This window comes from Mesorhizobium captivum (assembly GCF_033977165.1).
Classification (GTDB): Bacteria; Pseudomonadota; Alphaproteobacteria; order Rhizobiales; family Rhizobiaceae; genus Mesorhizobium; species Mesorhizobium captivum.
On record NZ_JAVIJB010000033.1, the window covers coordinates 54539 to 73359 of the forward strand.

The 18821-nt window shown below is 64.1% G+C and carries 18 protein-coding genes; 11 read left to right on the forward strand and 7 right to left on the reverse strand.

Annotated features, from left to right (window positions below; translation table 11 throughout):
* Positions 1-18 precede the first annotated feature (18 nt).
* Positions 19-489, reverse strand: coding sequence for an Lrp/AsnC family transcriptional regulator (locus tag RFM40_RS24470; protein WP_320218529.1), 471 nt, complete (start codon positions 487-489; stop codon positions 19-21).
* A gap of 116 nt (positions 490-605) precedes the next feature.
* On the opposite strand from RFM40_RS24470, the gene RFM40_RS24475 reads away from it, so the two are divergent.
* From RFM40_RS24475 to RFM40_RS24490, 4 genes are all read left to right on the forward strand, one after another.
* Entirely contained in the window at positions 606-860 is a 255-nt protein-coding gene (locus tag RFM40_RS24475) for a DUF6356 family protein (RefSeq protein ID WP_320278411.1), read from the forward strand.
* A 16-nt stretch (positions 861-876) separates the two neighbouring features.
* A complete protein-coding gene (locus RFM40_RS24480; protein ID WP_320278412.1) occupies positions 877-1674 on the forward strand; it encodes a class II glutamine amidotransferase in 798 nt (265 codons plus the stop codon).
* 221 nt (positions 1675-1895) lie between these two features.
* Positions 1896-2696 carry a class II glutamine amidotransferase gene (locus tag RFM40_RS24485; RefSeq protein ID WP_320278413.1) on the forward strand — a complete coding sequence of 267 codons (801 nt, stop codon included), beginning with the start codon at positions 1896-1898 and terminating at the stop codon, positions 2694-2696.
* A 127-nt stretch (positions 2697-2823) separates the two neighbouring features.
* Positions 2824-4197, forward strand: a complete 1374-nt coding sequence (locus tag RFM40_RS24490; protein WP_320278414.1) for an amidase — start codon at positions 2824-2826, stop codon at positions 4195-4197.
* Positions 4198-4252: 55 nt separating this feature from the next.
* Here the strand turns inward: RFM40_RS24490 and RFM40_RS24495 are convergent, their stop codons facing one another.
* Positions 4253-5317 carry an NAD(P)/FAD-dependent oxidoreductase gene (locus tag RFM40_RS24495; RefSeq protein WP_320278415.1) on the reverse strand — a complete coding sequence of 355 codons (1065 nt, stop codon included), beginning with the start codon at positions 5315-5317 and terminating at the stop codon, positions 4253-4255.
* 117 nt (positions 5318-5434) lie between these two features.
* On the opposite strand from RFM40_RS24495, the gene RFM40_RS24500 reads away from it, so the two are divergent.
* A complete protein-coding gene (locus tag RFM40_RS24500) occupies positions 5435-6031 on the forward strand; it encodes a TetR/AcrR family transcriptional regulator (protein WP_320278416.1) in 597 nt (198 codons plus the stop codon).
* Entirely contained in the window at positions 6028-6969 is a 942-nt protein-coding gene (locus RFM40_RS24505) for a haloalkane dehalogenase (protein ID WP_320278417.1), read from the forward strand. Before RFM40_RS24500 ends, RFM40_RS24505 begins: the two co-directional genes overlap by 4 nt.
* Positions 6970-7099: 130 nt before the next feature.
* Here RFM40_RS24505 and RFM40_RS24510 read toward each other — a convergent pair whose 3' ends face one another.
* On the reverse strand, positions 7100-8902 hold the full coding sequence (locus RFM40_RS24510; protein ID WP_320278418.1) for a winged helix-turn-helix domain-containing protein: 1803 nt from the start codon (positions 8900-8902) through the stop codon (positions 7100-7102).
* 204 nt (positions 8903-9106) lie between these two features.
* Here RFM40_RS24510 and RFM40_RS24515 point away from each other — a divergent pair, with 204 nt between their 5' ends.
* From RFM40_RS24515 to RFM40_RS24525, 3 genes are all read left to right on the forward strand, one after another.
* Positions 9107-9388: a DUF4242 domain-containing protein gene (locus RFM40_RS24515; RefSeq protein WP_320228232.1), complete on the forward strand. Its 282-nt coding sequence runs from the start codon at positions 9107-9109 to the stop codon at positions 9386-9388.
* A gap of 135 nt (positions 9389-9523) precedes the next feature.
* Positions 9524-9766 carry a DUF1127 domain-containing protein gene (locus RFM40_RS24520; protein WP_320278419.1) on the forward strand — a complete coding sequence of 81 codons (243 nt, stop codon included), beginning with the start codon at positions 9524-9526 and terminating at the stop codon, positions 9764-9766.
* Between the two features lie 127 nt (positions 9767-9893).
* Complete coding sequence (locus RFM40_RS24525; RefSeq protein WP_320278420.1) at positions 9894-11486, forward strand: peptide chain release factor 3; 1593 nt, start codon at positions 9894-9896, stop codon at positions 11484-11486.
* 135 nt (positions 11487-11621) lie between these two features.
* On the opposite strand, the gene RFM40_RS24530 is transcribed toward RFM40_RS24525, so the two are convergent.
* From RFM40_RS24530 to RFM40_RS24540, 3 genes are all read right to left on the reverse strand, one after another.
* Positions 11622-12092, reverse strand: coding sequence for a VOC family protein (locus RFM40_RS24530; RefSeq protein WP_320278421.1), 471 nt, complete (start codon positions 12090-12092; stop codon positions 11622-11624).
* A gap of 32 nt (positions 12093-12124) precedes the next feature.
* On the reverse strand, positions 12125-12652 hold the full coding sequence (locus RFM40_RS24535; protein ID WP_320278422.1) for an SRPBCC family protein: 528 nt from the start codon (positions 12650-12652) through the stop codon (positions 12125-12127).
* A gap of 116 nt (positions 12653-12768) precedes the next feature.
* Positions 12769-13113, reverse strand: coding sequence for an ArsR/SmtB family transcription factor (locus RFM40_RS24540; RefSeq protein ID WP_320278427.1), 345 nt, complete (start codon positions 13111-13113; stop codon positions 12769-12771).
* 187 nt (positions 13114-13300) lie between these two features.
* On the opposite strand from RFM40_RS24540, the gene ilvD reads away from it, so the two are divergent.
* Entirely contained in the window at positions 13301-15145 is a 1845-nt protein-coding gene (gene ilvD / locus RFM40_RS24545) for a dihydroxy-acid dehydratase (RefSeq protein ID WP_320278423.1), read from the forward strand.
* A gap of 202 nt (positions 15146-15347) precedes the next feature.
* On the opposite strand, the gene RFM40_RS24550 is transcribed toward ilvD, so the two are convergent.
* Complete coding sequence (locus RFM40_RS24550) at positions 15348-17102, reverse strand: ABC transporter ATP-binding protein (RefSeq protein ID WP_320278424.1); 1755 nt, start codon at positions 17100-17102, stop codon at positions 15348-15350.
* 168 nt (positions 17103-17270) lie between these two features.
* On the opposite strand from RFM40_RS24550, the gene RFM40_RS24555 reads away from it, so the two are divergent.
* Positions 17271-18551: an amidohydrolase family protein gene (locus RFM40_RS24555; protein WP_320278425.1), complete on the forward strand. Its 1281-nt coding sequence runs from the start codon at positions 17271-17273 to the stop codon at positions 18549-18551.
* Positions 18552-18821 lie beyond the last annotated feature (270 nt).

Sequence of the window (18821 nt, forward strand, 5' to 3'; positions counted from 1 at the left end):
AGCGCGGTTCCGGTAGCGTTAGCGCAGCTCTACCGGAACGATGGTCGTCTCCTTGATCTCTTCCATCACGAAGGAAGCGGAGACGTCCGACAGCGCCACCTTGGCGATCAGTCGCTGGTAGAGCCGGTCATAGGCTTTGACGTCGGCGACTCGGGCTCTCAGCACATAGTCGAGGTCGCCGGACATCCGATAGACGCCGGTGATCTCGGCAAAGCCGGTCACCGCCGCACGGAATTTCTGCAGCCAGTCCGGGTCGTGGTTCGACGTGCGGATCAGGATGAACACGGAGAGGCCGAGCCCAAGCTTGTCGGCATCGACCAGCGCCACGCGCCCGGTGATGACGCCGTCCTCCTCCAGCCGCTTGACGCGCCGCCAGCAGGCGTTGCGCGACAGCGCCACGCGCTCCGACAGCTGGTCGACCGAAAGCGTGCCGTCGCGCTGCAGCTCAGCCAGCAATCTTCGATCAATTTCGTCGATATCGGATGCCATTATTGGGATGAATGTCCCAAAACAAGGCTGAACGCAAGGACAAGTTGGGATCGATGAACCTTCGGCGCGTGGCAGGATACCCAGCATCGGGGCTCATCCCGGCAGGAGGGACCACCATGACGACGCGGCTTACGGCACTCTTCACGTCTCACCCGGAAAAGGTCGGCGAGACCTATTTCGGTCACATGGCCTTTGCAGCCTGGTTCTGCTCGCGCCTGTCGATGGCCGCGGGCGCTGCGCTCGTTCACGCTTTCTTGCCATTTCTGTTCGAGACTACGGCCAGCCGAATCGTTCGCGAGCTCTATGAGCGCACGCACAACAGAGGCGCACACGCGGTCAAGGAGCCGACGACTCAGTTGGACCGCGCCTGATAGATGGTGGAATGCGATGTGCCGGTGGGCGGCCTATCTGGGTGAAGCGGTCTTCCTCGAAGACATCATCACCGCGCCCTGCCACTCGCTGATCGCCCAGAGCCACTGTGCCCAGGAGGCCAAGTCGCCCACCAATGGCGACGGCTTCGGCCTTGCCTGGTATGGCGACCGCCCCGAGCCCGGCCTCTATCGCGACATCCTGCCGGCCTGGTCGGACCCCAACCTGAAAAGCCTCTGCCGGCAGATCAAGTCCGGCCTGTTCCTCGCCCATGTGCGCGCCTCGACCGGCGGCGCCACCAGCCGCATGAACTGCCATCCCTTCATCTCCGGCCGCTGGTCGTTCATGCATAACGGCCAGATCGGCGGTTTCGAAAAGATCCGCCGCGCGTTGGAGAATTCGCTCTCCGACGAAGTCTTCGACCAGCGCGAAGGCACCACCGATTCCGAACTCTTTTTTCTTCTGATGATCGACGAGGGTCTGTCCACTGACCCGCAAGGCGCGGTGTCGCGCGGCGCCAGTCGCGTGCTGGAAGCCTCGCACCGCGCCGGCATCGAGCCGTCGCTGAAACTCACCGCCGCCTTTTCCGATGGGCAGGCGCTCCACGCCGTGCGCTACGCCACCGACGATCATGCGCCGACGCTCTACACCGCCGCCTTCCGCAACGGCGGCCGCTGCGTCGTCTCCGAGCCGTTCGACCGCGACGGCGGCGAGTGGCAGGCGATCCCGCCGTCGAGCTTCGTTACCATGACCGGGGACGGCACCAGCATCCGCCCGTTTGCCCCTGTGGCGAGCAAGCTGGCACTGGTCGGCTAAGCGCGATCTCAACCCGCCGACAGACCTACGACCTGGGGGTCGGGCCAGTGGCGCGACGGATTGCCGGCGTCTTCTGGACAATCTTCGGCAAAGGATCAGCAAAACATCAGCCCGACGTAAGGACGCCAAACCGTCCTCCTGTCATCTGTGGCGCCTTACGGAGCCGTGAATGGATTTCATTCGCGGCCTCGATTTGATGCGCAAAAGAGGATGACTGAACAATGTGCAGATGGGCCGCCTATCTCGGCGAAGCAATCTTCCTGGAAGAGATCGTCACCGCGCCCTGCCACTCGCTGATCGTTCAGAGCCGTCACGCGCGGGAGGCGAAATCACCGACCAACGCCGACGGCTTCGGCCTTGCCTGGTATGGCGACCGGCCGGAGCCTGGCCGGTATCGGGATACCCTGCCGGCCTGGTCCGATCTCAACCTGGCAAGCCTCTGCCGGCAGATCAAATCCGGATTGTTCCTGGCTCATGTGCGCGCCTCGACAAGCGGCGGCACCAGCCGCATGAATTGTCATCCCTTCGTCTCCGGCCGTTGGTCGTTCATGCACAACGGCCAGATAGGCGGCTTCGAAAAGATCCGCCGCGCCTTGGAGAATTCGCTCCCCGATGCCGTCTTCGACCAGCGCGAGGGCACCACCGATTCCGAGCTCTTCTTTTTGCTCATCATCGCTGAAGGTCTGTCCCGCGACCCGCATGGCGCCGTCTCGCGCGCCACCAACCGTGTCCTGGAAGCCTCACGCCTTGCCGGTATCGACCCGTCGCTGAAGCTCACGGCCGCCTTCAGTGACGGGCAGGCACTCTACGCGATACGCTACGCCACTGACGACCAGGCGCCGACGCTCTACACCGGGGCCTTCGCCAAGGGGGGCGGCCGCTGCATCGTCTCCGAGCCGTTCGATCGCGATGGCCGTGCGTGGCACGAGATCCCGCAGTCGAGCTTTGTCACCATGACCGGGAATTGCACCAGCATCCGCCCGTTCGCGCCCACTGTCGCCGAGCTGGCGCTGGCGGGCTGAGGCAATCATGCGCCCGGCGCAATTTCAATCAAGCGCGGCTTGGCACGCAATGCAGGATTCGGCTTGAAGCCGTGCCGCCATCCGCCATGTTGATGGACAGGCGCGAGAGGCAGACGGAGCGCTCGCCATGGATATCGTGTTTTCCTCGACCATCGAACTCGCCGCTGGGATCGCCGCGCGGGAAATCTCGGCGGTGGAGGCCCTCGATGCCCACCTTGCGCAGATCGACAGGCACAACGGGGCGGTCAATGCGGTCGTCACGCTCGACCGAAAAGGCGCAGTCGAGCGCGCCAGGCAGGCCGATGCGGCATTGGCATGCGGCGACACGCCCGGCCCGCTGCACGGCGTGCCGTTCACCTTGAAGGACGCGCATGAGACCACGGGCATGAGGACCACCGCCGGCTTCCCGCCCTTTGCCGGCTATGTGCCGAGGCTTGACAGTCCCGTCGTCGCCCGGCTGAAGGCCGCCGGCGCCGTATTGGTCGGCAAGACCAATGTCGCCACCATGCTGGCCGACTGGCAGTCGGACAATCCGCTTTTCGGCCGCACGAGCAATCCCTGGGATCTGTCACGCACGGCAGGCGGTTCCAGCGGCGGGGCAGCCGCCGCCGTCGCAACAGGCATGACGCCGTTCGAGATCGGCACCGACATGCAGGATTCCATCCGCCTGCCGGCTGCCTTTTGCGGCGTCTATGGCCTGAAGCCGACCGAGCATCGCGTCTCGCTGGCCGGCGCCTTCCCCGATCCGGGCGGCACTCCGCGCAGTGTGCGACTGATGTCTTGTCTCGGCCCGCTTGCCCGCGACATCGAGGATCTGGCGCTGATCCATCGGATCATTGCCGGGCCGGACGGAGCGGATACCGATCTGGCGCCGGTCCCGTTTGACCCGACGCCGAAGCTCGAACTGAAATCGCTGCGCATCGCCTGCGCAAATGCCTTCCCCGGCTTCCCGGTTGCCGCCGAGATCAGTGCCGCCGTCGAAAGCCTGGCCGCGGAACTCGCGTCAGCTGGCGCGACTGTGGAGGAAGCGAAATTGCCGAAGCTCGATCTGCACGACGATCTCGCCGAGGGCGGCAAGCTGATCGGCATGATGCTGGAGGCCGCCCAACCGGAGCCGCCGGATCAGCCGACGACGGTGTCGCGTTGGTTCGCGGCGCTCGCCCGCCGCGACCGGTCGATCCTTACCTGGGAACGCTTCTTCGAAAGCTGCGATGCCTTGCTCTGTCCGGTCGCGATGACCACGGCCTTCCCGCATTGCAAGTCTGGCAGCCCGCTCAAGGTCGACGGCAAGGACGAGAGCTACTGGATGCTGCCGGCCCATGGCGCGGTCTTCAACTATTCCGGCCACCCGGCGATCGCGATCCCTTGCGGGCAGGACACCAGCGGCTTGCCCATCGGCTTGCAGCTCGTCGGCAGGAAATGGTCGGAGGCGCGGCTGCTCGGCATCGCCGCGGCGATCGCGACGCTTAGCGGCGGCTTTCGGCGGCCGCCGGGCTACTAAAGCAATTGCAGGAAAAGTGCGAAGCGGTTTTCCGTCCGGGATTGCGTGAATAGCTCTAAGCGAAACGCGACAGAGCGTATGGCGCGAGCAACGTATCGCGCTCGCCCTCGAGGATTTCGCGGGCCGCAAACAGGCCGACCGCCGGCGCCAGCGTGATGCCGGAATGAGTGACGGCGATATAGAGGCCGCCGATACCGTCGGCGCGGCTGACGATCGGAAACCCGTCGACCGGGGTAGGCCGGTAGCCGACGGTGTGGAAATCGAATTCCAGCCCATCCGCGTCGCGCAGCATCGCATTTGTAGCCGCAAACAACTCGCGCGCGGCGGCTTCCGGATCCTCGCCCGGATCGCCGCCGCCGAAATCCGAGCCGGCGATGATGCGTCCCTCGGCCGTCTGACGCATATGCAGCTTGTCGGCCAGCACCAGCCCGTTGAGCAATTTCTTGTAGGGGCGCGAATGGACGATCAGGCCGGGCGGCGTCTCGATCGGGATCCTGATTCCGGCCGTCGCGGCGATCGCCGGAGAGCCGGCGCCGGCAGCGATCACCACCTCGTCGGCGGCGATGGTTTCGCCTGAAACGACGACGCCCATGACCTGTCCGTTGGACAGCGCCAGCCTATCGACGGTCCCGTTGACGATCCGCGCGCCACGCCGCTCGGCATCGGCAAGCAGCGCTCTGGCGGTGGCGACCGGTTCGGCCACGCCTTCCTCTGTAACGTAAAGGGCAAACTCGGGAAACTCCGCGAGATTGGGCTCTATGCGCGCTGCTTGCTTGGCGCCGATCCGCTCGATGCCGTAACCCCAGGACGAATGCTCGACCGCATAGGCTTCGAGCCTGTCCGCCGGCTGGTCCCAGCACAGGCCGCCACACCAGGCGAGCGGCAATCCCGGCAAGTCTTTTGCCAGCCGCTTCCACTCGGCCATGGCGCGGATGCGCAGCCGGAAATAGGTTTCCGGATTGCCCCAGCTGGCATTGATCCAGGCGAAGGAATTTGGTGTCGCGACACCGCCGGCGCCGCTTTCGGCAACGACCGCCACCCGCGCTCCGGCCTTTGTCAGATGCCAGGCGAACGATGCGCCGATGATGCCGGCGCCGATGACGATGACTTGCTTGGCCACGATATTTTCCTCCTCGGCTTCACGTCCCGGACCTCCCCACTGCCATTTGCCGCGGCCCTTGCCAACGCAAAATTTTTCGTCGCTTGACATCAATACGTACGTACGTATTATTTGCGCATGGCTAGACGATCACTCCGCGAAAACCTTCTCGAAGCCGGTTTCCAGACCATTTGGAATTCCGGCTATTCGGCCGCCGGCGTGCGCGACATCGTCGCCGCGGCCGGTGCCCGGCCGGGCTCCTTCACCAATCACTTCGCCTCCAAGGAAGAGTTCGCCGGCGAGGTGCTGGAACGCTACTTCGCCTATGTCAGCGGGCTGGTCGAAAAGGCGCTGGCGCAGGATGGCACGCGTCCGGCCGGCAGGCTCCGCCGCTATCTCGATGTCATCACCTCGAAGCTTGAAGCGCATGACTGGGCGCGCGGCTGCATGATCGGCAATCTCAGCCTTGAGACAGCGGTTCACAGCGAGCCGCTCAGGCGGCGGCTGGTCGACATTTTCGAGCGCTGGCGCCAGCCATTCGCGGCTTGCATTGCCGAAGGCCAGGCGGCGGGCGAGATCACCAACGCATTCGATGCCGAGGACCTCGCCGATTTCCTGCTGTCGTCCTGGCAGGGCGCCATGCTGCGCATGAAGGTCGAGCGCAATCCGGAGCCGCTCGAGCGGTTCAAGAAAATCATCTTCGGCACCGTGTTTGGGAAGGAGACAGCGCGATGAGTTCGAAAACCGACGGACAACAGACCGGCGCTGCCGCGCTGCGGCGTTCAGAGGTCGCCGTGCTCGATTCCACCATGTCCTATCTGGAGGCCGGCACATCCGGCCCGACGGTGCTGTTCCTCCACGGCAACCCGACCTCCTCCTACATCTGGCGCAACATCATTCCGCATGTCGCGCCGGTCGACTGTTGCATCGCGCCGGACCTGATCGGCTACGGCCAGTCGGGCAAGCCCGATATCGACTATCGCTTCTTCGATCACGTTCGCTACCTCGATGCCTTCCTCGAGGCACTCGACATCAAAGACCTGGTGATTGTCGCCCAGGACTGGGGCACCGCCCTTGCGTTCCATCTCGCGGCAAGGCGGCCGCAACACATTCTGGGCATTGCCTTCATGGAATTCATCCGGCCTTTCGAGCACTGGGAGGATTTCCATCAGCGCCAGCAGGCGCGCGAACTGTTCAAGGCGCTGCGCACGCCCGGCGTTGGCGAAAAGCTGGTCCTAGAGGACAACGTCTTCGTCGAGAAAGTGCTGCCAGCCTCGGTGCTGCGCACAATGAGCGATGAGGAGATGGCCGCTTATCGGGAGCCATTCGCTACACCCCAGTCGCGCAAGCCGGTGCTGCGCCTGCCAAGGGAATTGCCGATCGAGGGCCAGCCGGCGGATGTCGCCGCCATCAGCGAGCACGACCATCGGGCGCTGCGGCTTTCCTCCTATCCGAAACTGCTTTTCGCGGGCGATCCCGGCGCGCTGATTTCGCCGCAGGCGGCACGGCAATTCGCGGCAGAGCTGAAGAACTGCCGGTTCATCAATCTGGGGCCCGGCGCGCATTATCTGCAGGAAGACCATGCTGACGCGATAGGCAGCGCCATTGCCGGCTGGCTTCCTGAAATCGTTCAGTCGAACCGCATGGCTGAGCCGGCCCAGGCCGAAGCATGATCCGGAATGTAAGCCGGCTTCCCCCGGAGACACGGCCCTGATAACGAGACGGCAACCGGCGTAGTCCGCACAGCAGGTCGCGGGAGGCACCAGGCAGGTCGCAAGGCAGGTTTGACAGGGCTTTGCGTGGCTAGCCAAGCGCTCCTCTCTTCGCGCCGGGGAGCAGTCCGGTCAGCTCTTCATATCGCCGCATGAGACGCGGTGAGTCGACTTTCCTTGCGACAGCAAGCACGGTGCCGAGCTCCAGCTCCGCGCCGGTGCGATCGCCCAACTGGATGAGCAGCGCCGCGAGCGAAAGCCTGGCGTCGGCGACGTTGATGGGCGAGCCGATCTCATTCCAGCGCGAGCATGCGATCTGCAGTTCCCGAGCAGCTTCGGTGAGGCGTTCCTCCTGTATGAAAAGCTCTGCCTTGGCCTCAGCGGTCAGCGCCGGTATGGAGGCCGTTGGCCAACGCTGTGGCCGGGTCTCCAATTCGGCGATCACCTCTTTCGCGCGCTCAGGCCGATTGGTGCGCGCCGCCACCTTGGCGAGAGTGGCAAGGACCATGCCTCGCCGCTGCAGGGTCGGCCAGCCGTTCCCCACTAGGGAGCGCTCAAGGGCGCTGAAAGCGGCCTCCGCTTGGCCCTGCTCGAGTTGCAGCAGCGCTAGGCCGGGCTGCGGATCCCAGCCCGCTGCATGCGAAGCGCGGTAGGCCGTTTCCGCTTCCGTGAATTCTCCGGCCGCGAGATGAATGTCGCCGAGCACACGTAAGGCATCGCCCGTCGCCCAGGGCGCGTCGAGCGCGAGCTGGTCGAGTGCCGCGCGCACCAGGGCCTCCGCTTCCTTCAGCGTGCCGAGTACACCGAGCACCTCGGCGCGATGCAGGCGGCACGAGCCCGACAGGTCTTCCAGCCCATGTCCCCTGCACCAGTCTTCGTAGCCGAGGGTCCACTGGTTGGCCCTCGCCCAGTCGCCGAAATTCCGGCAGGCCCAGAGAATGTTGCAGTAGAGGATTCCACCGACGACCGGGTCCACGTCGCTGGAAAGACCGAGTGCGGCGGCAAAATCCTGGTCTTCCTGCCCGGCTTTGGTTTCGCCGAGGCAGAGCTTGAAGAAGCCGCGATAGATCAGACCGAGCGACTCCACGACCGGATCCTCAAGACTTTTGCCGACGGCAAAAGCCTGTTCGGCGAGCGCAAGCGCCTGCTCCGGCTCGGCTTCCGCGCCCATGATGCGCGCCCCCATCCAGCACCACAGGCCGTGCTCCCTGCTGTCGGCGGCGTTGTCGATCAGCTGCGCGGCGCGCTTGTGCCAGCCCTTGGCGACGGCAAGCTCGCCCCTCTCGAGATGGATCCTGGCGAGCGTGATTGCCGGGGATGCCGCACGCAAGCGCTCGCCGGCCACGCCGTAAGCTGTCACCGCGCGCGCCAGAAGCGGGATGGCTTCGGCCGGCCGCCCCATGCATTCCAGCGCCAACGCCCATTCTTCGAAATCGGCCGTCAGCAGCTCGTCGGCGGCATCCGCTTTTGCGAAAGAAGCCGCGGCCTCGTGCCATTTTCTGCCTGCAACGGCCGAGCGTGCCGACAGGATTGACGAGCCGGGGCTCGAAGGCTTGCCGCTCGCATCGGCCGGCCGGTTGTCCAAAGCGGCCAGCTGGTCGAGGCAGATCCGGTAGCCGAAGCGGGGCAGGTTGCGCAGCGTCGTCTCCATGCCGCCCTGGCGAAGAACGCCGCGGGCAAGGCTCGCTACGCGCTGCAAGGAGGCTTCGGTCACCGTCACGCCCGGCCACAGCGTCTCAAGCAATTCGTCCTTGCTCATGGCCCGGTCCTGATGCCGCAGCAGAATGGCGAGGAAATCGAAGACCAGGGGCTGCGCCTCGACCTCGCGTCCGGCGAGACGAAGGGCGCGGGAGTCCTCGTTAAGCTCGAAATCGCCGAAGCGATAAATTCCCATCGGCAGCAATCCCCGAAACGGCAATAGGCAAAGGATCAGAAGAAGATAAGGGCGGCGTAAGGACTGTCGGCCGCCTCTTGCGTAATTCTCCATCTGCCTGGCGGGCCAAGCTGCAGTTTAGCTCAGCGGCCCCAGGAATGTCACCGGCACCGACCTGGTCGAGTGTCCGGAGGCATTTGAACCTCTGATCAAGGAGATTGCGACATGCAGAAATACATCATCGAACGGGAAATCCCCAAGGTCGGCACCTTCGAGCGCGAGCAGCTTCGCGACGCCTCCAAGGCCTCGAACGCCGTTCTGGCCGAGCTCGGCCCGGACATTCAGTGGGTGGAATCCTTCGTGGCGGACGACAAGACCTTCTGCGTCTACCTCGCCAAGGACGAGGCGATCATCCAGCGCCATGCCAAGATGAGCGGCTTCCCGGCGACGAAGGTCACTGAGGTCAAGCGCCTGTTCGATCCGACGACGGCCTACGCCGCCGCGTGAAAGGGGCGACCGCGAAGCTCCACAACATGCGAGCGCGATCGCGATCGGTCCTGACCTCTTCTTCGACAAGCCTTTTTGGGAGGGCCATTCAACGGCTCTCCCAATTTCATCGTTCAAACCAACGGAGATATGACCATGACTATCTTAGGCCAGGAGTTCGTCGCCAATCGGTCGGCGCTCGGGCGCTTTTTCGCTACGGCCATCGAAATCTGCCGTTCCGGCATAAGTCCCCTTGCGCGCATCGTCCGCATTCGCAGGGACCGGGCCCGGTTGGATGAATTACCGGACTATCTGCTGCGAGACATCGGCATCGGGCGCGCGGAGATACGCGCGGTCGCCAGATTGGGCCGCAAGGAAGGCCATGGCGAGCGGATCTGAAAGAGGCTGGATTCTTCTGTGCCAGGGCCCGCCGGCTGGGTTGCTCGGTCGAGCCGATCTGCCCAAAACCGTCGACAGGCCGGACAAGCGCTGCTAGAAGCCCGCGCCACAGACAGGATTCCACGACTTGGCAGAAGACATCGAACAGGCGGTATCGCGCCGCCGCACTTTCGCGATCATCGCCCACCCCGACGCCGGCAAGACCACGCTCACCGAAAAGCTGCTTTTGTTCGGCGGCGCCATCCAGCTTGCCGGCGAGGTCAAGGCCAAGAAGGACCGTATCCAGACCCGATCCGACTGGATGAAGATCGAGCGCGAGCGGGGCATCTCGGTCGTCACCTCGGTGATGACCTTCGAATATGACGACAACGTCTTCAACCTGCTCGACACGCCCGGCCACGAGGATTTCGCCGACGACACCTACCGCACGCTGTCGGCAGTCGACTCGGCCGTCATGGTCATCGACGCCGCCAAGGGCATCGAGCCGCGCACGCTGAAGCTGTTCGAGGTCTGCCGGCTGCGCGACATCCCGATCATCACCTTCGTCAACAAGATGGACCGCGAAAGCCGCGATCCGTTCGAGATCCTCGATGAGATCGAGCAGAAGCTGGCGCTGGACACGGCACCCGTCACCTGGCCGATCGGCCGGGGCAGGACGTTTTCCGGCACCTACCACCTGGCGCAGAACGCCGTGCGCAGGAGCGACGACGAGAAGGAGCGCACGCCGGTCCACGGTCCGGATTCCAACCGCGTCGCCGGGCTTTTGCCGGAAAACGAGCGCAACGACTTCATCGAGGAGCTGGAGCTCGCGCGCGAAGCTTGCCGCCCGCTCGACGTGGAAGCCTTCCGCGAAGGCCATCTGACCCCGGTCTATTTCGGCTCGGCACTGCGCAATTACGGCGTGCGCGATCTGATCGAGGCGCTGGGCGCTTACGGGCCGCCGCCGCGCGCCCAGGAAGCCGATGAACGAACGGTCGAGGCGACCGAGGAGAAGATGACCTCCTTCGTCTTCAAGATCCAGGCCAACATGGACCCCAACCACCGCGACCGCATCGCCTTCGTCCGCGTCTGCTCGGGCAAGCTCGAGCGCGGCATGAAGGCCAAGCTGGTGCGCACCGGCAAGCCGATGAGCCTGTCGGCGCCGCAGTTCTTCTTCGCCCGCACCCGCGTCACCGCCGACGAGGCCTTTGCCGGCGACGTCGTAGGCATTCCCAACCACGGCACGCTGCGCATCGGCGACACGCTGACCGAGGGCGAGGAGATCCTGTTCCGCGGTGTTCCGAACTTCGCGCCGGAAATCCTGCGCCGCGTCCGCCTCGGCGACGCCATGAAGGCCAAGAAGCTGAAGGAAGCGCTGCACCAGATGGCCGAGGAAGGCGTCGTGCAGCTTTTCTCGCCGGAGGACGGCTCACCCGCCATTGTCGGCGTCGTCGGCGCACTGCAGCTCGATGTGCTGAAAGAGCGGCTCAACATCGAATACACGCTGCCCGTCGATTTCGAGATGTCGCGCTTCTCGGTCTGTCGCTGGATCTCGGCCGACGACAGGGCGGAGGTGCAGCGCTTCATCGAAGGCCATCGCGGCGACATCGCGCGTGACCTCGACAACGATCCGGTCTTCCTCGCCCAGCACGCCTTCTCGCTCAACTACGAGGCCGAGCGCTGGAAGGCGATCCGTTTCACCGCGGTCAAGGATTACCAGGTGCGCGACAAGGCTGCGTGATTTCTGGTGAATGGTGAATGGTGAATAGTGAATAGTGAATAGTAAATAATGAGTAGTAGTCGGGAAAGAGCGGCTGCTAATCCTCACCATTCACCATTCACCATTCACCATTCACCATTCACCATTCACTAATTCTCACCCCTTCGCCGCCTCTTCGATCTTGGCGATGTCGATCTTGCCCATCTGCATCATCGCCTGCATCGCGCGGCCGGCCTTCTCCCTGTCCGGGTCCTGAAGCAGGCGCGGCAGCTGTTCCGGCACGACCTGCCAGGAAACACCGAACTTGTCCTTCAGCCAGCTGCAGCGTCCTGGTTCGCCGCCGCCTTCGGTGAGCCTGGTCCAGAAATGATCCACCTCTTCCTGCGTCTTGCAGTCGATCGACAGTGAGATCGCTTCGGTGAACTTGAATTGCGGCCCGCCGTTGAGGGCCTGGAAGGTCACGCCGTCGAGCTCGAACGAGGCGACCAGCACCTGACCTTCCTGGGGATGGCCCTTGGGCCAGCGCGTCACGCTCAGCACCTTCGAATTCTTGAAGATGGAGACGTAGTGGTTCATGGCCTCCTCGGCCTGGCCGTCGAACCACAGGAAGGTAGTGATCTTCTGCATCGTCTTCTCCTTTGTGCTTTTCGTATGAAACGTCAGGCGGCGCCCTTGGCGGCGTTCTGGAGGGAAACCAGATAAGCATCGAGCTGGGCATAGCTGTCGGCCATGCCGGAGATCATGCCGGTGGCGAGGGCTGCTTCGCGCGCGGCCTGCGATGCGTAGAGGATCGTCTGCGTCAGCAGTGTCTTGCCGCTGGTTTCAGTGAAAGTCACGGTCCCCAGAGCCTCGCCGCCGGTCCAGTCCTCGTCGAACAGCTCGGTCGCGACGATCAGGTTCGGACGGTCGATCTCGCGATAGGTGGCGCTCATGCCCATGGCCTGGCCGTCGCGGTGGCGCCAGACATAGCGCGCCGCGCCGCCCACCCTGAGGTCGATCTCGCAGGTCTCCAGCCGCCAGCCGTCCGGGCCATGCAGCCATCCTTTCAAAAGTTCGGGAACGGTCCAGCAGTCGAACACCATCGGGCGTGGGGCATCGAAGATACGGGTGATACTGACCTCACGGTCGCTAGGGGTGGTGACAGTCAGCGTCGCGACGGTCGGGCCGGGCAATCTCGTGGTACTCATCAGCTGTCCTTTTTTGCCTGCCGTTGATGATCCAAGGACGGTTGGCCGGGTGCCGATCCGACAACGGCGACAGTTTTTTTGTTCCGCTGGACCGCCGGGCCAACGGGTCCCGAGGTCTATTGTTCCGATTCGTTCGAACGCTTCTCCGCCTTGAGTGCGCCGAGCAGCGCATCGAGCCGCTGGAAGTTGTCCTCCCAAATCTTCCGGTAGCGCTCGAGCCATTCCGTGGCCTCGGTCAGAGGTTTGACTTCCAGCCGGCAGGGCCGGCGCTGCGCATCGCGACCGCGCGAAATCAGCCCCGCCTTCTCCAGCACCTTGAGATGCTTCGAAATGGACGGTTGGCTCATCGCGAAGGGCTCGGCAAGTTCCATCACCGAAGCCTCTCCTTCGCTAAGGCGAGCAAGGATGGCGCGCCGCGTCGGGTCGGAAAGCGCCGCAAAAGTGGCATCAAGCTCATGCATGTTAATAGCCAAAAGGATATATACCCAGTTGGCTATATACGACTGGGCGTGGCGCGTCAATTGGCGCCGGTCCTTGGCGCAGTGCAAAACTGTGGCAAGGCCGGACCTTGGCCGCTATAACCGCTGCCGACTGAAATTCAGCGCCATCGCGCCGCGCTCAGCGCGGCCAGCCAGCAAGGACAATTCGATGCCTGCCTATCGCTCTCGCACCACCACCCATGGCCGCAACATGGCAGGCGCCCGCGGCCTGTGGCGCGCCACCGGCATGAAGGATTCGGATTTCGGTAAGCCGATCATCGCGGTGGTCAATTCCTTCACCCAGTTCGTGCCGGGCCATGTCCATCTGAAGGACCTCGGCCAGCTCGTCGCACGCGAGATCGAGAAGGCCGGCGGCGTCGCCAAGGAGTTCAACACCATCGCCGTCGACGACGGCATCGCCATGGGCCACGACGGCATGCTGTATTCGTTGCCGTCGCGCGAGCTGATCGCCGACTCCGTCGAATACATGGTCAACGCGCATTGCGCCGACGCCATGGTCTGCATTTCCAACTGCGACAAGATCACGCCCGGCATGCTGATGGCCTCGCTGCGCCTCAATATCCCGACCGTGTTCGTCTCCGGCGGGCCGATGGAGGCCGGCAAGGTGGTACTGGCCGGCAAGGCGCAGGCGCTCGACCTGGTCGACGCCATGGTCGCCGCCGCCGACGACAAGATCTCCGACGAGGACGTCAAGGTCATCGAGCGCTCGGCCTGCCCGACCTGCGGCTCGTGCTCGGGCATGTTCACCGCCAATTCGATGAACTGCCTGACCGAGGCGCTCGGTCTTTCGCTGCCCGGCAACGGCTCAACTTTAGCCACCCATGCCGACCGCAAGCGCCTGTTCGTCGAGGCCGGCCATCTGATCGTCGATCTTGCCCAGCGCTACTACGAGCAGGATGACGACAGCCCGCTGCCGCGCAGCATCGCTACCAAGGGTGCCTTCGAAAATGCGATGGCGCTCGACATCGCCATGGGCGGTTCGACCAACACGGTGCTGCACATCCTCGCCGCCGCGCACGAGGGCGAGGTCGACTTCACCATGGAGGACATCGACCGGCTGTCGCGCAAAGTGCCGGTGCTCTGCAAGGTGGCGCCGGCCAAGTCCGACGTGCATATGGAGGATGTCCACCGCGCCGGCGGCATCATGGCCATCCTCGGCCAGCTCGACCAGGCCGGGCTGATCAACCGCGATTTGCCGACGGTGCACACCGCAACCCTCGGCGAGGCGCTCGACCATTGGGACATCGCCCGTACCTCAGCCGAGAATGTGCGCGAGTTCTTCCGTGCCGCGCCCGGCGGCGTGCCGACGCAGGTCGCCTTCAGCCAGGATCGCCGCTGGGACGAGCTCGACACGAACCGCGAGACGGGCGTCATCCGTTCGGCAAGGACGCCGTTCTCGAAGGACGGCGGCCTTGCCGTGCTGAAAGGCAATCTGGCGCTCGACGGCTGCATCGTGAAGACCGCTGGCGTCGACGAGTCGATCCTGAAGTTCACCGGCCCGGCGCGGGTGTTCGAAAGCCAGGACGCAAGCGTCAAGGCGATCCTCGGCAACGAGATCAAGGCGGGCGACATCGTCGTCATCCGCTATGAAGGACCGCGCGGCGGGCCAGGCATGCAGGAAATGCTCTACCCGACCAGCTATCTGAAGTCGAAGGGTCTCGGCAAAGCCTGCGCGCTGATCACCGACGGCCGCTTTTCCGGCGGCACGTCGGGCCTGTCGATCGGCCATGTCTCGCCGGAGGCCGCCGAAGGCGGGCTGATCGGCCTGGTGCAGGAAGGCGACACCATCGAGATCGACATTCCGAACCGCAAGATCCATCTGGCCGTCAGCGAGACCGAGCTCGACGCCCGCCGCAAGGCGATGGCGGCGAAAGGCGCGGATGCCTGGAAGCCGGCGGAAAAGCGCAAGCGCAAGGTGACGACCGCGCTGCGCGCCTATGCCGCCTTCGCCACCAGCGCCGACAAGGGCGCGGTGAGGAAAGTGCCGGAGTAGGAGCACTTCTCCTTCTCCCCTTGTGGGAGAAGGTGTCGCCGAAGGCGACGGATGAGGGGTGTTGGAAGGATCGCTACGATGAAGAAATCGGCGCTTGAAGCATCCTATTCTTCAACGTCTCATTTCTTCCAACACCCCTCATCCGTCTCGGCGCTGCGCGCCGATCCACCTTCTCCCGCAAGGGGAGAAGGAGAGTGCCGCCTTACGGCATCAGCTGATATTCATAAAGCTTTTGGTAGAGCCCGCCCTGCTTGAGCAGGGTCTTGTGCGGGCCGCTTTCCCGCACCTTGCCGTTCTCCAGCACCACGATCGTGTCGGCCTGGTGCACGGTCGACAGCCGATGCGCGATGACAATGGTCGTGCGCCCGACCGTGAGCTGCCGCAGCGCGTCGCGGAACAGCGCTTCGGATTCGGCGTCGAGCGCGCTGGTCGCCTCGTCGAGCAGGAGGATCTCGGCATTGCGCAGCATGGCGCGCGCGATCGAGATGCGCTGGCGCTGGCCGCCGGAGAGCAGCGAGCCGTTCTCGCCCACTTCCGTGTCGTAGCCCTTGGCCATGGCGCTGATGAACTCATGCGCGTTGGCCGCCCTGGCGGCGGCGATCACCTCCTCGTCGGTCGCGCCCTCACGGCCGAGGCGGATGTTGTGCATGATGGTGCCGGCAAACAGGAACGTGTCCTGGCTGACATAGGCGATCTTTTCGCGAACCGAGGCGATCGTTGCAAAGGAGATGTCCTGGCCGTCGAACTCCACCTTGCCGCTCAGCGGGTCGTACATGCGCATGATCAGGTTGAGGATCGTCGACTTGCCGCTGCCCGAAGGCCCGACCAGCGCCGTCATCTTGCCGGCCGCGAGCGTCAGGTCGAAGCCGTCTAACACCGGCGGGCTCTCCGGATAGGCGAAGCTGACATGGTCGAACCGGATTTCGCCAGGCCCCGGCTGCAGCGGCTTGGCGTCGGGCTTTTCGGCGAGCGTCAGCGGCCTGTCGGCGAGCTGGAACATCATGCGCACGCCGACGATGCCGGTCTCCAGCGAAATGCGCACGCGCGCCAGGCGCTTTGCCGGCTCATAGGCCAGCAGAAGTGCTGCGATGAAGGCCATGATGTTGCCCGGCATCTGGCCGCCCTGCAGCACCAGGAACCCGCTGACGAAGATGGCGCCGGCGATCGCGAGCCCGGCCAGTGTCTCCATCACCGGACTGGTGGCTGCTTCCAGCGTCGCGATGTTGTTGGCGCGGTTCTCGACGTCCGACACGGCCTTGTACATGCGCTTGCGCATCGCGCCTTCGAGATTGAAGGATTTGACCACGCGCACGCCGGTCGCCGTTTCCTGCATCACATGCACGATCTGGCCGAGCGAGCGGAATTCCATCTTGGCGATCTTGCGGACGCGCTTCAGGATACGGTTGACGCCGTAGATGGCCACCGGACCGACGACGAAGCAGATCAGCGACAGCGCCGGTTGTTGCCAGACCATGACCGCGACCAGGACAATCAAGGTCACCAGATCGCGCACGTAAGATGTCACGACGAGGTCGAGCACGCTGCGCGCTGCCTGGGCGTTGTTGGTCATGCGCGTGATCAGGTCGGACGACGAGGTCGAATGATAAAACTCGATGCCTTGCGACAGGATGCGGTCATAGATCTTGCGCTGCCGGTCGGCGATGATGGCGTTGCCCACCCGGCTCATGAAATAGGCCTGGACGAAATTGGCGACGCCCTTGAGCAGGAAGATCACCGCGACCGCCGCCGCAATCAGGTTGACCCGGTCGATCCGCTTGTAGATCACGAATTCGTTGGTGATCTCGCGCAGGATCCATGCGCTGGCGCCCGTCATGGCGGCCACCACCAGCATCGACACAATGGCGCCGCCGTAGCCGAATTTATGCTCCCGGAAGGATTCCCTCACCAGCCTCGCGACGAGGCGCTGGTTTTCCGTCGAGCGGAAGAAGCGAAACAAACGGCCGATCCCCTGCCTATGATTTTCGGATTCGCCATGAGGGCGAGAGGCGGCTTATAGAGCGAGTTGCCGCCGGATGGAACCTTCGCGGCCGGGGAAAGAAACCGCTGCAGCGGGGTGTCTTTTCAGCCACCATAAGGTGCTGATTCTTCAAGGGGGTGACGACAGATGGATTTCGACCTCATTGTGCGCGGCGGCACGCTGCCGGATGGTAAGGTTGCCGACATCGGCATCGTCGGCGAGACCATCGCCGCGATCGGACCCCGGCTGCAGGGCGAGGCGCGGGGCGAGATCGACGCGCGCGGCAATCTCGTCTCGCCGCCCTTCGTCGACCCGCATTTTCATATGGACGCCACGCTCTCCTACGGCATTCCGCGCATCAACGCCTCCGGCACTTTGCTCGAAGGCATCGCGCTCTGGGGCGAGCTGAAGCCGCTGTTGACGCATGAGGCCGTGCGCGATCGCGCGCTCGCCTATTGCGACTGGGCAGTGTCGATGGGCCTGCTTGCCATCCGTAGCCATGTCGATGTCTGCGACGATCGGTTGCTCGCCGTCGAGGCGCTGCTCGACGTCAAGAAAACAGTCGCGCCCTATATCGACCTGCAGCTGGTCGCTTTTCCGCAGGAGGGGCTTTACCGTTCGCCGACGGCGCTGAAAAACACCATCCGCGCGCTCGATATGGGCGTCGATATCGTCGGCGGCATCCCGCATTTCGAGCGCACCATGGCCGACGGCACGCGCTCGGTGACGGAGCTTTGCGAGATCGCCGCCAAGCGCGGCCTGATGGTCGATATGCATTGCGACGAGACCGACGACCCGCTGTCGCGCCACATCGAGCAGCTTGCCTATGAAACGCAGCGCCTCGGTCTGCAGGGCAGGGTGGCCGGTTCGCATCTCACCTCGATGCATTCCATGGATAATTACTATGTCTCGAAGCTCTTGCCGCTGATTGCCGAAGCCGGTGTCTCGGCCATCCCCAATCCGCTGATCAACATCATGCTGCAGGGCCGTCACGACACCTTCCCGAAGCGGCGGGGGCTCACCCGGGTGAAGGAGATGCTGGCGCTCGGCATCCGCGTCGGCTGGGGCCAGGATTGCGTGCTCGACCCCTGGTATTCGCTGGGCACCGCCGACATGCTCGACGTTGCCTTCATGGGCCTGCATGTGGCGCAGATGTCGAGCCCGGCCGACATGGCGCGCTGCTTCGACATGGTCACCAACGTCAACGCCGCCATCATGGGCCTCGACCATCTCGGCCTCGCCCTCGGCAAGCGGGCGAGCCTCGTCGTGCTCGACGCCGGCAACCCGATCGAGGCCGTGCGCCTGCGCCCCGAGCGCCTCTGCGTCATCGCCAGGGGCAAAGTGGTTGCCGAACGCACCAGGCAGGAAACGCGGCTGTCGATTTCGGGACGGCCTGCACAGGTGAATCGGCGGCATAAATCAACGTAGGTCTCTGGCGTCTCGGTTTGACCGGTCGCGTGCGCGGACGGACGCGCGCTTCGGCCAATCTCCAAAGTCAGCGATTTGCTTCGTTTGGGACAAAGCACCATGAACGGTTCGCGATTGGCCGGAACGCTCGTCACTTCGTCATCCTATGGCGAAGCAAGGAGCGAAGCGACGGGGCGCAGACCATAGGATCCTGTGTGTTGGTACAGGTTGATGGTTCACCGGTGGGAAGGGACCGGGCCATGCCACGGCCTGTCCGAAAGGACGACCAGG

Excerpts from the sequence above, each read along its gene's own strand:
- RFM40_RS24470 (WP_320218529.1), bottom strand. The coding sequence starts at position 489 with ATGGCATCCGATATCGACGAAATTGATCGAAGATTGCTGGCTGAGCTG.
- RFM40_RS24475 (WP_320278411.1), top strand. The coding sequence starts at position 606 with ATGACGACGCGGCTTACGGCACTCTTCACGTCTCACCCGGAAAAGGTC.
- RFM40_RS24480 (WP_320278412.1), top strand. The coding sequence starts at position 877 with ATGTGCCGGTGGGCGGCCTATCTGGGTGAAGCGGTCTTCCTCGAAGAC.
- RFM40_RS24485 (WP_320278413.1), top strand. The coding sequence starts at position 1,896 with ATGTGCAGATGGGCCGCCTATCTCGGCGAAGCAATCTTCCTGGAAGAG.
- RFM40_RS24490 (WP_320278414.1), top strand. The coding sequence starts at position 2,824 with ATGGATATCGTGTTTTCCTCGACCATCGAACTCGCCGCTGGGATCGCC.
- RFM40_RS24500 (WP_320278416.1), top strand. The coding sequence starts at position 5,435 with ATGGCTAGACGATCACTCCGCGAAAACCTTCTCGAAGCCGGTTTCCAG.
- RFM40_RS24505 (WP_320278417.1), top strand. The coding sequence starts at position 6,028 with ATGAGTTCGAAAACCGACGGACAACAGACCGGCGCTGCCGCGCTGCGG.
- RFM40_RS24510 (WP_320278418.1), bottom strand. The coding sequence starts at position 8,902 with ATGGGAATTTATCGCTTCGGCGATTTCGAGCTTAACGAGGACTCCCGC.
- RFM40_RS24515 (WP_320228232.1), top strand. The coding sequence starts at position 9,107 with ATGCAGAAATACATCATCGAACGGGAAATCCCCAAGGTCGGCACCTTC.
- RFM40_RS24520 (WP_320278419.1), top strand. The coding sequence starts at position 9,524 with ATGACTATCTTAGGCCAGGAGTTCGTCGCCAATCGGTCGGCGCTCGGG.
- RFM40_RS24530 (WP_320278421.1), bottom strand. The coding sequence starts at position 12,092 with ATGCAGAAGATCACTACCTTCCTGTGGTTCGACGGCCAGGCCGAGGAG.
- RFM40_RS24535 (WP_320278422.1), bottom strand. The coding sequence starts at position 12,652 with ATGAGTACCACGAGATTGCCCGGCCCGACCGTCGCGACGCTGACTGTC.
- RFM40_RS24540 (WP_320278427.1), bottom strand. The coding sequence starts at position 13,113 with ATGCATGAGCTTGATGCCACTTTTGCGGCGCTTTCCGACCCGACGCGG.
- ilvD (WP_320278423.1), top strand. The coding sequence starts at position 13,301 with ATGCCTGCCTATCGCTCTCGCACCACCACCCATGGCCGCAACATGGCA.
- RFM40_RS24555 (WP_320278425.1), top strand. The coding sequence starts at position 17,271 with ATGGATTTCGACCTCATTGTGCGCGGCGGCACGCTGCCGGATGGTAAG.